Annotated in this window: 14 protein-coding genes; 8 read left to right on the forward strand and 6 right to left on the reverse strand. The window is 30.2% G+C overall.

Annotation, left to right across the window (positions count from 1 at the left end):
- Positions 1 to 93 precede the first annotated feature (93 nt).
- The 3 genes from LFT63_RS06220 (at position 94) to LFT63_RS06230 (ending at position 2,854) form a co-directional block, all read left to right on the forward strand.
- On the forward strand, positions 94 to 987 hold the full coding sequence (locus LFT63_RS06220; protein ID WP_340768319.1) for a GNAT family N-acetyltransferase: 894 nt from the start codon (positions 94 to 96) through the stop codon (positions 985 to 987).
- Between the two features lie 189 nt (positions 988 to 1,176).
- Entirely contained in the window at positions 1,177 to 2,040 is an 864-nt protein-coding gene (locus tag LFT63_RS06225) for a GRP family sugar transporter (protein ID WP_029055858.1), read from the forward strand.
- 22 nt (positions 2,041 to 2,062) lie between these two features.
- Positions 2,063 to 2,854: a glucose 1-dehydrogenase gene (locus tag LFT63_RS06230; RefSeq protein WP_029055857.1), complete on the forward strand. Its 792-nt coding sequence runs from the start codon at positions 2,063 to 2,065 to the stop codon at positions 2,852 to 2,854.
- Positions 2,855 to 2,959: 105 nt separating this feature from the next.
- Here the strand turns inward: LFT63_RS06230 and LFT63_RS06235 are convergent, their stop codons facing one another.
- A complete protein-coding gene (locus LFT63_RS06235) occupies positions 2,960 to 3,871 on the reverse strand; it encodes an AEC family transporter (protein WP_029055856.1) in 912 nt (303 codons plus the stop codon).
- A 127-nt stretch (positions 3,872 to 3,998) separates the two neighbouring features.
- Here LFT63_RS06235 and LFT63_RS06240 point away from each other — a divergent pair, with 127 nt between their 5' ends.
- Together LFT63_RS06240 and mspA are read left to right on the forward strand one after the other, a co-directional pair.
- On the forward strand, positions 3,999 to 4,166 hold the full coding sequence (locus LFT63_RS06240; RefSeq protein WP_017638527.1) for an SE1832 family protein: 168 nt from the start codon (positions 3,999 to 4,001) through the stop codon (positions 4,164 to 4,166).
- A 99-nt stretch (positions 4,167 to 4,265) separates the two neighbouring features.
- Positions 4,266 to 4,583, forward strand: coding sequence for a membrane stabilizing protein MspA (gene mspA / locus LFT63_RS06245; protein WP_017638528.1), 318 nt, complete (start codon positions 4,266 to 4,268; stop codon positions 4,581 to 4,583).
- Positions 4,584 to 4,627: 44 nt separating this feature from the next.
- On the opposite strand, the gene LFT63_RS06250 is transcribed toward mspA, so the two are convergent.
- Entirely contained in the window at positions 4,628 to 7,792 is a 3,165-nt protein-coding gene (locus LFT63_RS06250) for an efflux RND transporter permease subunit (protein ID WP_340768327.1), read from the reverse strand.
- Between the two features lie 118 nt (positions 7,793 to 7,910).
- The gene (locus LFT63_RS06255; RefSeq protein ID WP_017638530.1) at positions 7,911 to 9,161 is read right to left on the reverse strand and encodes a lipid II:glycine glycyltransferase FemX; all 1,251 of its coding nucleotides are present in this window, start codon (positions 9,159 to 9,161) and stop codon (positions 7,911 to 7,913) included.
- A gap of 202 nt (positions 9,162 to 9,363) precedes the next feature.
- Between LFT63_RS06255 and LFT63_RS06260 the strand changes: the two genes are divergently transcribed.
- On the forward strand, positions 9,364 to 9,624 hold the full coding sequence (locus LFT63_RS06260) for a hypothetical protein (protein ID WP_231290217.1): 261 nt from the start codon (positions 9,364 to 9,366) through the stop codon (positions 9,622 to 9,624).
- Here LFT63_RS06260 and LFT63_RS06265 read toward each other — a convergent pair.
- Positions 9,621 to 10,382, reverse strand: a complete 762-nt coding sequence (locus tag LFT63_RS06265) for a VOC family protein (protein WP_029055854.1) — start codon at positions 10,380 to 10,382, stop codon at positions 9,621 to 9,623. The genes LFT63_RS06260 and LFT63_RS06265 overlap by 4 nt on opposite strands.
- A 178-nt stretch (positions 10,383 to 10,560) precedes the next feature.
- On the opposite strand from LFT63_RS06265, the gene LFT63_RS06270 reads away from it, so the two are divergent.
- Both LFT63_RS06270 and LFT63_RS06275 read left to right on the forward strand, forming a co-directional pair.
- Positions 10,561 to 10,995 carry a MarR family winged helix-turn-helix transcriptional regulator gene (locus LFT63_RS06270; RefSeq protein WP_017638533.1) on the forward strand — a complete coding sequence of 145 codons (435 nt, stop codon included), beginning with the start codon at positions 10,561 to 10,563 and terminating at the stop codon, positions 10,993 to 10,995.
- On the forward strand, positions 10,992 to 12,197 hold the full coding sequence (locus LFT63_RS06275; RefSeq protein WP_340768330.1) for an MFS transporter: 1,206 nt from the start codon (positions 10,992 to 10,994) through the stop codon (positions 12,195 to 12,197). The genes LFT63_RS06270 and LFT63_RS06275 overlap by 4 nt, the downstream gene beginning before the upstream one ends.
- Before the next feature lie 74 nt (positions 12,198 to 12,271).
- Here LFT63_RS06275 and LFT63_RS06280 read toward each other — a convergent pair whose 3' ends face one another.
- Positions 12,272 to 12,622, reverse strand: coding sequence for a SarA family transcriptional regulator (locus LFT63_RS06280; protein ID WP_017638535.1), 351 nt, complete (start codon positions 12,620 to 12,622; stop codon positions 12,272 to 12,274).
- 282 nt (positions 12,623 to 12,904) lie between these two features.
- A complete protein-coding gene (moaA, locus tag LFT63_RS06285) occupies positions 12,905 to 13,927 on the reverse strand; it encodes a GTP 3',8-cyclase MoaA (RefSeq protein WP_029055853.1) in 1,023 nt (340 codons plus the stop codon).
- Positions 13,928 to 13,934 lie beyond the last annotated feature (7 nt).

Below are 13,934 nucleotides of genomic sequence, written 5' to 3' on the forward strand. Positions count from 1 at the left end.
CTTAATTGTAACATGTACGTATATATATTAACTTTCATTTCAATGCAATTACTCATATAATTAAATTAATAAATACGGTACGGAGGTAAGAACATGGATATTATTCAGTTGAAGGACCCTAAAAAAATAAAAGCTTTTATTGAAACTGCTGATTACCAAGTAACTTCCTATTTATATAAAATACCTCAACAATTTGCAGAATTTGATCATTTATTAGAAGAAGCAATTAAAACTCCTGGCGCTTTTGCCATTTCTGATAATAATCAAATAAAAGCATTAATCATTGCGATTTCTTATGAAACACATAAGTTTAAGATAATTGGCCCTTTTATAGAGCCAAATTTTGACGTCACTCCACAGTTATTTCAAAACCTATTCAATGCAATGACAGAAAATCAACCTGATAATGCTATATATAACTTTTCATTTGAAGAAGGCGTTCAAACTTATAAACCTTTTATTAAGCAAATAAAAGCAAGTTATAATTTTACTGACTATTATTTAGAGGCACATCAAGTTATTGGGGAATTAGAAAATGAACAAAATATTATAGAATATCAAAAAGGTTTCCATAGAGCATTGGCAAAAATGCATCATAAGACATTTAAACATGATGCAATGAAAGCAGATGATATTGTTAATACATTAGATGAAAATAATAAGCTATTTCTTTTTGTAAGCGAAGGACTTTTAAAAGGTTATTTATATCTACATGTTAATCCTCAAAAATCTAAAGCAGAAATTAAACATTTCAGTTCTCACATAGATTATCGAATGAAAGGAATTGCTTTTGATTTATTGGAGTATGCTTTGCATTACGCTTTTTCTCATTATGAACTGCATAAAGTTTATTTTAAAATTCGAAACAAAAATAGTAAGCTCGTAGAACGTTTTAATGAACTTGGATTTACTACTAATTATGAATATAAAAAGTATAAATTAGAACCACAATACATTCATGAAAATGCTACTAATCCAGAAACTTAATTATTGATTAAACTTGGGAGTAGGACTGAAATAATAATTTTCCAAAATTTATTTCGGTCCTACTCCCCTTTTTACTTTTCTAAAATAAGCCGATGTTTTTTACTATTCAACTTAATTGTTTTAGAATTAACTTCAAGTGTTATTAAAGGGGAAGCACTTAATTCGTTTATTTAGGAGAGTGAGAAACATATGCAGTTTCTTGATATTTTAATAGCATTATTACCTGCACTATTTTGGGGTAGTGTTGTAATAATCAATGTATTCGTAGGTGGAGGCCCCTATAATCAAATTAGAGGTACTACTTTAGGTGCACTCATTGTTGGTATTATTTTATTACTAACAGGTAATGCAGCATTTGATGATTTAACTGTTATTATTGTTGGATTATTCTCAGGTGCATTATGGGCATTTGGTCAAGGTAACCAATTAAAATCTGTTAATTTAATTGGTGTTTCAAAAACAATGCCAATTTCTACTGGTATGCAATTAGTTGGTACTACTTTATTTAGTGTTATATTCCTAGGCGAATGGAGCACAATGATACAAGTCGTATTCGGACTGATTTCTATGGTCTTATTAGTTTCAGGTATCGCATTAACATCATTAAAAGCTAAAAATGAAGGTAAATCAAATGATCCTGAATTTAAAAAAGCAATGGGTATCCTTCTAATTTCAACAGTAGGTTATGTTGGCTATGTCGTACTAGGAGATATCTTCAATGTTAGTGGTACAAAAGCACTATTCTTCCAATCTGTTGGTATGGCTATTGGTGGTTTCATTCTTTCAATGAATCACAAAACGTCTATCAAGTCTACTGCCCTCAATTTAATTCCTGGTATTGTATGGGCAATCGGTAACTTATTTATGTTCTATTCTCAACCTAAAGTAGGTGTTGCAACTAGTTTTTCATTATCTCAATTATTAGTTATCGTATCTACACTTGGTGGCATTTTTATTTTAGGAGAGAAAAAAGACCGTCGTCAGATGATGGGTATTTGGTCAGGTATCATACTCATTATTATTGCAGCAATTATTTTAGGTAACCTAAAATAAAACATTTTTAGGAGGCATTTCCATGTTTAAAGAATTAGAAAATAAAGTTGTTATCATTACAGGAGCTGGTAGTGGTATCGGTAAATCTTTTGCAGAAAATTTTGGTAAAGCCAAAGCAAAAGTCGTGCTTAACTATCGTTCTGATAAACATGATGAATCATTACAAGAATCTGTAAATATCATCAAACAAGCTGGTGGAGATGCGTTACTCGTTCAAGGAGATATGGCTAAAGAAGAAGATGTCATTAATTTAATCAATCAATCTGTAGACCATTTCGGTACTTTAGATATCATGATTAACAATGCTGGTTTTGAAAAAGCAACACCATCGCATGAAATGACGATTGAAGAATGGCAAAAAGTGATAGATATCAACTTAACAGGTGCGTTTATAGGTTCACGTGAAGCAGTAAAACTCTTCAGAAAAGAAGATAAAAAAGGTGTTATTATTAATACTTCAAGTGTTCATGATACTATTCCATGGCCAAATTATGTTCACTATGCTTCAAGTAAAGGTGGATTAAAATTAATGATGGAAACCATGTCAATGGAATATGCACAATATGGAATTCGTATTAATAATATATCCCCTGGAGCTGTTGTTACTGAACATACTAAAGAAAAATTCTCTGATCCAAAAACTCGTGAGAAAACATTAGAAATGATCCCAGCTAGAGAAATTGGAGATGCTCAAGATATCGCTAATGCTGCATTATTCTTAGCATCAGACTTAGCTAGTTATATCCACGGAACTACTATTTATGTAGATGGCGGTATGACAAACTATCCAGCTTTCATGGGAGGTAAAGGCTAAGTCAAACAATAAACCATGCAATTTTCATGTGTAACATACATTAAATTAATGTAGTGTGTTCATGAATTGCATGGCTTTTTATTTATAAATAACTATTTCTATTTATTATGAAACAAAGAACGCTTGATAAACATATATAATAACAATACTTATAACAATTGATAAATTAGTTACCATCCCTATTAAGGGTAGTGTTTTATATTTGAATTGTATTGAATAAGGAATAATTGCCACACCAACTGGTAATAACCATGTGATAAGCAATGTCGTTTTAATCATCTGATCTGAAACTGGTAAGAAGAAATATACAATTAATCCAGCAATAAGACCAATTCCATAATGAAGAGAAAGATATTTCATTGCTGCAGGTAAATAAGCTTTTTCAATAGTAAAGTTCAACATTACGCCTAATAAAATCATAGATAGTGGCATATTAGCTTTTCCTAAAATTGAAAAGAAATCAATAGACACTTTAGGTAAATGAATATTCGCCATATTAAGTATAAACATAACAATATAAGTAACCAGTGGTACAGATTGAATTAATTTCTTAACTAAGAATTTAAAATTGAATTGGTCACTTCCCTCACTAAAGTAACTTCCAACAAAGTAAGTGAGACCAAACATAATAACTGCGCCACCAATATCAACCATGCCAAAATAAACCATTCCCTTACTTGGCCATATAGCATCTACTAATGGATAAGCAAATAATCCAATATTCATAGCTCCAATCATCATACCAACAGAACCACGCATTTGATTATCGTATTTACGGAAACTCCAAATAACAATTATTTTTGCGACAACACCGTAGATAATCATCATAATAGGCAAAATAGAAAATGATAGGTTTAAATCAGCTTTATTTAAATTCACGATAACTAAAGAAGGTAAAGTCACATTTAATACTATTGTTGAAAGCACTTGGCTATCTGTTGCTTTCAAATAATTAATACGCTTTAAAAAATAGCCTAAAGCAATTAAAAGAATGATCATTACAAATTGTTCTGTCATATTAGCCCTTCTTTCACGTATCTCAACACTTTCAATTGATAACTTTAACACATTTGCTATAAATTTTAGAACTAGTTTGTTTCATGCTATAATTTAATCATACTTTAAATTAACGAGCGATTGTATAATGGATTTAGAAAGTAAATTAACAGAACTAAAATATGATTATACTAGACTACAAGGTGACTTAGAAAAGCGCGAGTCATTAAATCAAAATATCGATCCTTTAGTCAATCAGCTTGAAGAAATTGAGAAAGAAATGGCCAATGTAAGAAAGCAAATAAATGAACAATAATTAATTACATGTCACAATTTAACTACATTTCTTTAGACATCCTAGTCATAAGTATGTGAACGTGCTAATATATATTCGGAAAAGAAAGGATGTCAATTCATGAAATTATACTTAATCTTATTGCCTTTACTATACTTAATTGTAAGTTACATAAGTATATTCAAGATGAATTCAATTTTCACTAGAATTTTAAGAATCATAATGGGTATATTATTGTTATTTGTTGTAGCAATTACAACGATGCAGTTCCCTAGTGAGAACTGGTGGGTATTTATAGTGTTGCTACTTTTAGTTGGAAATGTAGAAGTTACTGCATTTAAAACACTTAAGAATGATGATAAAGGCGTTAATATTTTAAATATATTATCAATCGGTTTGTTTGTGATTTATATCATTCTAACTTTAATTTTATACTAAAGTAAAAAGCATCATTCCTTTTTGAAGGAATGATGCTTTTTTAATTATTTTCTGTTTAGTTTACGATAAATTTTATCTTTAATTGTGAATAAAATTTCGTAAATTACTGGAACAACAACAAGCGTTAATATTGTTGAAGATATTAGTCCTCCAATAACAGTTGCTGCCATTCCTTTAGATATTAAGATAGAACTATCTTCACCAAATAACAACGGTACTAAAGCACCTATTGTTGCTATTGCTGTCATTAATATAGGACGAATTCTCGTTCCTCCCGCTTCAATTAAAGCAGCTTTCATATCCATACCTGATTTTTCATTATTAATAACTCTATCTATCAAAACAATGGCATTTGTAACAACAATACCAATTAACATCAACATACCAATTAAACTAGGTACTGAGATAGTTTCGCCTGTAATCACAAGTGATAATACAACACCTATTATTGTAAATGGTAATGAGAATAAAATAGTGAATGGAGCTAATCCACCTTTAAATGTAATTACTAATATAAGATACACTATAATTATTGCTGCTAACATAGCTATTGCAAGTTGAGATATAGCAGAGTTGATGTCATCAGTTGCGCCTCCAACATTCACTTTTACGCTATGTGGTTTATCAATTTTATTAATTTTAGACATTACTTTTTGTGAAGTACCACCTACATCACTTGTCGTAATCTTACCTGAAACTGTAGTTGAATAGTCACCATCTTCTTGAGTCAATTTACTTGGTGTAGTTGATTTTTTAAGACTAGCAATTTCACTTAATTTAATTGAACCACCTGTTGGTTTTTTCAATTTAATATTTTCTAATTTACTTTGTGACCAATCAGTTTGCTTGTTTTGTTTTACTTTAACATCTATTTTCTTACCGTTTTCTTTAACTGTCGTAATTGTTTTTTCTGGTAAGTTTTCATTTAAATTCATCGCAAGCTGACTAGCTGATATTCCATTATCTGCCGCTTTATTTTGATCGACTTTTACTTCACATTGATCGTATGTTTGTGATAAATCTGATTTAACATTATTGATACCTTTAACATCTTTCATAGTGCTTTCAATTTTATGAACAGTACCTTTAATAGCATCCGTTGATGGACCTTTAACTGTTACTTCAATAGAATCATTTCCAGCACCAGTACCTAAATCTTGGTTCTTCCATTGACCAGGATGTTTAAATGAATCAACATGTTTTAATACTTTATCTGGCTCTTCTTCAAAGTTTGGCGTATCTTTATCATAATCTACCATCAACGCCATACTATTTGTACTACCAGTAGGATCAGATGGTGTTGGCCCTCCTACAGAATATTGAACAGTGTTAACTTTATCTTTAGATTTTAAATACTTTTGAACTTGTTCACCATGTTCGAGCACTGATTTTTCAGTTTCACCTGGTTTAGGCGTATAAGTTAACGCCATGAATTTATTATCTCCTGATGAAATGTAACTTGTGCCTAATTTTGCAGCACCTAATCCAATACTTCCAACTAGTAATACAATACTAATTATAATGACGATCCACTTATGATTAAGTGACCAATTTAATACCTTTTTATACCCCTCACTAACTACCCCATGCTTTTGTTTTTGAGGTTTAGTTTGGATTCCTTTTCTAAATAGCGTAGAACCTAGCGCTGGAACTACTGTGATTGATACTAATAATGAAGCTAATAAACTGAATGTAATTGCGAGTGCGAATGGTCTGAACATTTCACCAACAGACCCTGACACAAATGCTAATGGCAAGAACACAATAATAGTAACCAATGTTGAAGATAGTATTGGTTTAAACACTTCAGTTGTTGCGTTTATGATTAATGAATCACCTTTGAGTTGTTCATTTTTATCAGATAAACGTCTATATATATTTTCAACCACAACGATAGAATCATCTATAACTCGTCCAATAGCTACTGTTAATGCTCCTAAAGTCAATATATTTAGTGACACATTAGATAATTTCAATGCTACGAATGCAATTAATATTGACATTGGTATTGAAACGACTGAAATAGCTGTTGTTCGTATATTTCTTAAGAATAACAATATAACTACGATAGCTACGATTGTTCCTAATGCTGCTTTTTCAATCATAGTATATAAAGAATCTTCAATTGGTTTAGCAGTATCCATCGTTTTAATAGCTTTCATTTCACTATTATTTTTTTCAAATTCATCTACTTTTTTCTGTACATCTTTTGCAACTTGAACGGTATTAGCATCTTGAGCTTTTGTTATTTGTAAATTTACTGCATCTTTTCCATTCGTTTTCGAAATGGATGTACGTTCATCACCAACCGTAATATTAGCTACGTCTTTTAATTTAAATGTAGGCATAGAGCCTGATGAACTTTGTTTAGAACTACCAGCGGACGCTGATGATTGATCAGATGGCATTAAGCTGTCGCTCTCTCCATCGTCGCTGCTATCACTACTTTGTCCTTGTCCGGCAATCGTTGCAGGGATTTTTAAGTTTTTCAGTGCATTGACTGATGTAAACTGTCCATCGACAACGATAGATTTGTCAGTATCTCCAAATTGGAAAAGCCCTAGCGGCGTTTCTCGAGTCGCTGTTTTTAAATAGTTTTCGACATCATCTGCTGTAACACCTTTTTCATCAAGTTCTTTTTGCTTGAACTTTAATGTTACTTCACGATTTGTTTGGCCATTTAATTGAGCATTTTGAACACCATCGATTGTTTGTAATTTTGGAATAAGTTGCTGGTTTAATTTTTTAGTTACTGATTTTAAATCATTATCTTTATCTGTTAAAGAATAAGCTACGATAGGAAATGCATCCATAGAATTTCTTGTTAATTCAGGATCACTGACCCCGTCTTTGAATTTAAGTTTATCAATTTCTTTTTTTAACTGTTCCTCAGCTTTATCCATGTCTGTATCATTATTATATTCTACAGTTACAATTGAAGCATTTGGGATAGATTCAGTTTTAACGCTTTTAACATATGCCATCGATCTAACTTGACTATCTATTTTACTGCTAATCTCATCTTGAGTAGTTTGTGGTGTGGCACCAGGCATTGTTGTTTGAACTGAGATCATAGGATTCTCTACGTCCGGTAATAATTCAAGTTTTAACTTGGCACTAGCATACACTCCACCTAAAATAACGAGTAATACCATCAAGAATATTGCGAACTTATTGCCTAAAGAAAATTGCAATAGCTTTTTGATCATATAATTAGTGTCCCCTTTTATCAATTTATATATAGTGCTATATTCTATTATTTTAAAAAATGATTCTAAAAAAATCTGAACGTTCTTTATTTATAGAATCGTTCAGATAATAAAAAATTTATTTACGCTTTAATTTTCGTGATAGTTTAATTTTAGCTTTTGTTAATTTTGGTTTAACTTGTTCAATAAGTTGGTAAAGTGGTTGATTTAAAACATAATCAAATTCACCAATTTTTTCACTTAAGTAAGTTCCCCATACTTTTTTAAATGTCCATAATCCATAATGGTCTGAATCTTTGTCTGGATTATTATCAGTTCCACCAAAATCATATGTTTTAGCTCCGTGATCACGAGCATATTTCATCATAGTATATTGCATATGATGATTAGGTAAGAAATCTCGGAAGTCATTAGATGAAGCGCCATATAAGTAATAAGATTTACTACCTGCAAACATTAATAATGCACCTGATAAATAAATACCTTCTGGATGTTCTTTTTCAAGTCTTAATAAATCATCTTTTAAATCTTGAGATTTTTTAATTTTATTATTAGCATCATTGATTTTATTTAGTGTTTTTTTATCTTGCTTTTTATTTTGAAGTTTTTCAATTTCATTTTCTAATTCTTTAATTTCTGAATTCACTGTTTCAAGCACTGGTTTTGGTTCTAATTTAACTAAGAACAATTCTGCATCGCCATCTTCATGTAATGCATCATATATATTTTCAAAGTAACTAATATCTCTAGTTAAGAATCCATCTCGTTCTCCTGTAATTTGCATTAAATGTGCGAATGTTTTTAATCCTTCTCTACCAGCTCTTTCAACTTTCGTACCTCTTTTTAATGCTAATCTCACTTTAGAGCGATTTCGTCTTTCAAAACTTTGAATAATGTCTTCATCAGATTTATCAATTGGTGTGATCATTGTCATTCTTGGTTGAATATAATCTTTAGATAAACCTTCTTTAAATCCTTTATGCTTAAATCCTAAATTACGTAAATTTTTCAATGCTTCAGCACCGTGTTCTACTTCAACGTCTGGATCTATTTTAATTGCGTAAGCTTTTTCTTCTTTAGCTACTTTTTTCGCTTCTTCTAATAATTGTGATAATGCTTCTTTATTATCGTAATCAGTTACAAATCCTCTAGATACATAACATAATGTAAATGGTAGTTTCGGAATTTTTTTGAATAATAATTGTCCAACGCCCTTAATTTCACCATTTTCACCTATCGCAATTCTTCTTGAATACCATCCAGTCAATTTCTTTGTTTCTGCCCATTTCGTAAGTTGCAGTAAATCGCCATTTGGATGAGATTTTACAAATGCGTCATGTTCTTGATTAGTGATATTCATCTTTTCCATGGTTTATAATATCTCCTTTTTATTAACAATAACTATAATTATACAACGTCTATCTATGAGTGTCGATAAAACACATAAATGAATCTACAACAACATTAAAAACATGTTCTTTAATTCCTATAAGTTATTTTATTTCAGCTAAATAATTTTTAAAGCAGTTTTAAAATTGGTATAATAAAACACTAAAATTCTTACGAAAGAGGTGTTCAAATTGCGTCCAACGCTATTAATTTTATTTATCATCTTAAACGCTCTTATCATTGTCATTAGTTTGAATAATGATTTAACAGTCCAATATTTTAGCTTAAGAGTCATACTGGCTGCATTTAGTTTCGTTTTATCATTGTTCTTTTTACTTATTAGAACAACTCAATTTAGCATGTATTTAAGTATTGCTTCGATTATTATTGTAGTTGTCCATATCGCCATTATCATACAAAGTGCTTATACTTATCTATATTAATTATTAGGTTCAAAACGATATTTTGCACCTCTTATATATATTGAATATGGTGATGTTGCCTCAGCGTCTTTAAACACGACAGTGTGATAACCAGATTCTTTACCATCTTCAATTCTAAAGTACATTTGATCTTCCTTTAAAATTAAATCAGTGTATTTATCAGTTTCATTTACAACTTGCATATCAAACCAATTTTGCCAGTTTTGTACTGTCTTTTCTCGTTGACTAGTAGTAACTATTATCATCTCTATAGAGAATTGGGTTTGATATAAAGGTTCTAACTGTGCATATCGATTAGCTTCACCTTGATCCCATTGTATGAAAAATGGTGGTTTAACCATATAACTAGGATCAGCAATATATAAAAGTCGCCAAGTTATTTTTTCACCTTTTTTAGTTTCTCTCTCCATATTTACTGGACCAATAACTTCTATATTACGTTCTTCCAGTGTTTGCTTAATAGCGTCTATATTATTTGTTCTTAGACAAATGGTTTTGAATCCTTGTTTAAAATGATCTTGAGCTATTTTAGTAGCAAATGATACTCTTCCCTCTTCAGTTTTAGCTAATTTCTGCAATTTTTCTTGATCTTCTACATCTAAAAATTCTATGTAATTTCCATTTATATACGATAACTTATTAAATGTTCCAAATTTATTGTGTTTTCCACCTGAATGCAACGTGATAAGGTTACCTGGAAACTTAAATTGCTCTAATTGATCAATATAATGAATGATATGATCAAATTTCAAATCCATCTTTTTGTCCCCTTTTTATTCATTTCTCAGTTCTTATTTTAACAAAATACGAAGTATTATACTTCTAAAAACTTACTTTAAATTGGTATTGAAAAATATTGCTTTTAGTTTTATAATGAATCTTGCGTTTCAAAAAGGTTAGCTAAGCTAACTAAATTATAAATTTTGAGGTGTGCTCATGATTAACAACAAATTTTTCAATAGTTTTATTAGTATTTATCGACCCTATATTAAATTAACTCAGCCTATATTAGAACGACATAATATTCATACTGGCCAATGGCTCGTTTTAAAAGATATTGCGCAATTTCAACCAACGACCTTAGTTAATATATCTTATCGTCGTGCTATAGAAAAACCGACTGCTAGAAAATTTATTAAAGTTTTACTCGAAAGAGAATTAATTTCTTATACTACTGGAAATGATAAACGACAAAAATGGTTAAGTTTAACTGAAGAAGGTCGACAATTTTTTGAAACTATCAATAAAGAGGTAAATGAAATACAGGATGAAATTATTGAAAAATCTGGTATAAATGAGCAACAACTGACAGAAATTACTAATTCAATGTCAATTATTTATGAAACAATACTAAAGGAGAGTCAAGAATGAGTGAAACTTCATCTATTAAAGCACCTATCTTTACTAAACGCTTCAATCTTAATTTCATCATAAATTTTTTCGTGTACTTATGTATGTATTTATTGATTGTAGTCATCGCAGGCTATAGTAAATCTGAATATCATGCATCTGATAGTTTAGCTGGACTAGTCGTGGGGTTATTTATTGTGGGATCATTAATTGGTCGTTTTGGAACGGGTAAATATGTAAATACATTTGGTCCTAAAAAGATTTTAATGTTTGGTCTTTTCTGTCTTGTGATAACTCAAGCATTGTATTTTATTCCTGGTAATATTTATTTCTTAATGTTTGTACGTTTAATCAACGGTATTGCAACTGCAATTGCTACAACAGCAACTGGTACTATCGCAGCTTATGTCACACCACAAACACGTAAAAGTGAAGGCATTAGCTTATTTTCACTAAGTTTAGTTTTAGGTACAGCTGTTGGTCCTTTCTTTGGTATTTTGTTACTGAATGCATTTTCTATCACCTTACTATTTACGTTATGTATTGTGTTAGGCATTTTAGGACTTATCTTATCCTTATTTATTAATATTGATTTTAATCCTACGAATAAAGAACAAAATTCCACAAGTTCAAATGGATTTAGTATTCATAATTTCATCGCTAAAGAAGCTGTACCAGTTGCAATTGTTATGTTATTAGTTGGTATTACTTATGCAGCGATATTAACGTACTTACAAGCTTTTGCTGAGCAACGTGATTTAGTCAGTGCGGCTAGTTACTTCTTTACTTTCTACGCAGTGGCTTCTTTAGTTACACGCCCTATTGCCGGTCGTTTAATGGATAGTAAAAATGAAAATGTAGTCGTTTACCCTTCATTTATTGCTCTTATACTAAGTTTCATTTGTTTAATGTTTAGTTTTAATAGTGGATTATTATTACTTTCTGGTGTATTACTAGGTATTGGTTACGGTAACCTTTCTTCATCAATGCAAGCTATTTCAATTAAAGTATCACCTTCATTTAAGTATGGCTTAGCTACATCAACTTACTTTATCGGATTAGATGTTGGTATTGGCTTCGGTCCTTCATTCTTAGGTTTATTTACACATATGATTTCATATAGTCAAATTTATGGAGCAATGGCTATTTTAGGCATTCTAACTACAATTGTATATTTCTTTGTTCATGGTAAAAAAGTTAAAAACACATATTCATATGAATAGTAGTTACTACAAATAAATTAAAAAGCTAGAGACATCACATTAAAGATGATGTCTCTAGCTTTTATTTTATATATTTAGTTTGCAATACTAATTGCTTCGATTTCGTTTATCATTTTATCCATTAATTTCTTTTGCTTTGCGTTAAAGAAGTAGTAAACTTGTCGCTCATCTGTTTCTGAACGTAATTTTGAAATAAGTTCTTTTTTATAAATCTTACGGATAATCACATCAATTTTACTTGTGTCCCATAACATTTCAAAATGTAACGTATCTCTTAATTCTTTACCACTAATCTTCTCACCTTCAAAGACTTTGTATAAAACGACAAATTCTTCAATTGAAGTGCGATAAGATGTTTTTAACCAGTGCTTAAGTTGACTTAGTTCTCTTTCAGATGCAATAAACCCTTGTACTTTATTATTCATATTAAAATGCCTCCTATGTTGATTCTTAGATGTTATGTTTGTATTGTACAATTAAATTGCTTAACTTTATTATATAACATAGTAAGCATTTTATCTATTACAAATATTAAATTTAAGTCTAAATTTTGTTTAGAAATTCAACATTTTAAAGTACATGTTTAATAGTGAAAAGTATATAAAAGTTATTGTATTGAAATGACGAGACACATATAATCTATAAAAGATTTTATGATTGTATAAATATGACTCTATTTTTCTACTTATTTAAATTAAAATTTAATACTATCCACCAATATAATTCATATTAATCTTATTACGTTTTCTATTTTTTACTGTTTGTTCTGTTCGTTCATCTGAATATCGATCATCTCTAATGTGCCAAAGTGCTTTAAATTGCTCTAATAATTCCTCATCTGTTGCACCAGAGCGCATAAAGTTCTTAACATCAAATCCTTCTACATCTGCAAATAAACATCCGTAAAATTTACCATCTGAGGATAAACGGGCTCTCGTACATGTTGAACAAAATGATTGAGATACACTAGTTATAAGTCCAAACTTCACTTGATTATCTTTGTGACGATAGTATTTAGCTACCTCTCCAAAATATTTAGGTTCTACAGGCTCAACTTCAAAATGTTGTTCAACCATATTTAACATTTCATCTTTACTCACTACTTTGCTAAAGTCCCAGCCATTGTCATTACCGACATCCATAAATTCAATAAATCTTATTTCAATAGCTTTATCTTTAAAATATTCAATCATAGGTATGATTTGATCATCATTCACGCCTTTTTGAATAACGACATTCACTTTAACTTGTAAACCAATCGAAATCGCATAATCAATCTGTTCTAATATTGTAGAAGCTTTAATATTTCTATTATTAATTGCTTGAAAGACTTCATCGTCAATAGCATCTAAACTCACGTTAATACGTCTAAGGCCTGCATTATATAAATTTTGACCATGTTTTTTTAAAAGTAATCCATTAGTAGTCATACCTATATCTTCAATGCCTTCTATTTGATTCAGTTGCTCAATGAGTTGGTAAAGATTTCTTCTTAATAATGGTTCCCCACCTGTTATTCTTATCTTTTTAACTCCTAAATGAGCATACAATCTAGCAATTCTGACCATTTCATCAAAAGACAATAATTCATCTTTAGGTAAAAAGACAAAATCATCGCCAAATATTTCTTTTGGCATGCAATAATCACATCTGAAATTACATCTATCTGTGACTGATAATCTTAAGTCTCTTATCGGGCGACCAAGTTTATCTTTAATTTGCTCCACCATAATGGAC

This window comes from Staphylococcus sp. FSL H8-0121 (genome assembly GCF_038008425.1).
GTDB classification, from domain to species: domain Bacteria; phylum Bacillota; class Bacilli; order Staphylococcales; family Staphylococcaceae; genus Staphylococcus; species Staphylococcus pasteuri.

Coding starts and splice junctions, on each gene's coding strand:
- LFT63_RS06225 (WP_029055858.1), top strand. CDS start 1,177: ATGCAGTTTCTTGATATTTTAATAGCATTATTACCTGCACTATTTTGG.
- mspA (WP_017638528.1), top strand. CDS start 4,266: ATGAAATTATACTTAATCTTATTGCCTTTACTATACTTAATTGTAAGT.
- LFT63_RS06275 (WP_340768330.1), top strand. CDS start 10,992: ATGAGTGAAACTTCATCTATTAAAGCACCTATCTTTACTAAACGCTTC.
- LFT63_RS06270 (WP_017638533.1), top strand. CDS start 10,561: ATGATTAACAACAAATTTTTCAATAGTTTTATTAGTATTTATCGACCC.
- moaA (WP_029055853.1), bottom strand. CDS start 13,927: ATGGTGGAGCAAATTAAAGATAAACTTGGTCGCCCGATAAGAGACTTA.
- LFT63_RS06240 (WP_017638527.1), top strand. CDS start 3,999: ATGGATTTAGAAAGTAAATTAACAGAACTAAAATATGATTATACTAGA.
- LFT63_RS06235 (WP_029055856.1), bottom strand. CDS start 3,871: ATGACAGAACAATTTGTAATGATCATTCTTTTAATTGCTTTAGGCTAT.
- LFT63_RS06220 (WP_340768319.1), top strand. CDS start 94: ATGGATATTATTCAGTTGAAGGACCCTAAAAAAATAAAAGCTTTTATT.
- LFT63_RS06250 (WP_340768327.1), bottom strand. CDS start 7,792: ATGATCAAAAAGCTATTGCAATTTTCTTTAGGCAATAAGTTCGCAATA.
- LFT63_RS06265 (WP_029055854.1), bottom strand. CDS start 10,382: ATGGATTTGAAATTTGATCATATCATTCATTATATTGATCAATTAGAG.
- LFT63_RS06230 (WP_029055857.1), top strand. CDS start 2,063: ATGTTTAAAGAATTAGAAAATAAAGTTGTTATCATTACAGGAGCTGGT.
- LFT63_RS06255 (WP_017638530.1), bottom strand. CDS start 9,161: ATGGAAAAGATGAATATCACTAATCAAGAACATGACGCATTTGTAAAA.
- LFT63_RS06280 (WP_017638535.1), bottom strand. CDS start 12,622: ATGAATAATAAAGTACAAGGGTTTATTGCATCTGAAAGAGAACTAAGT.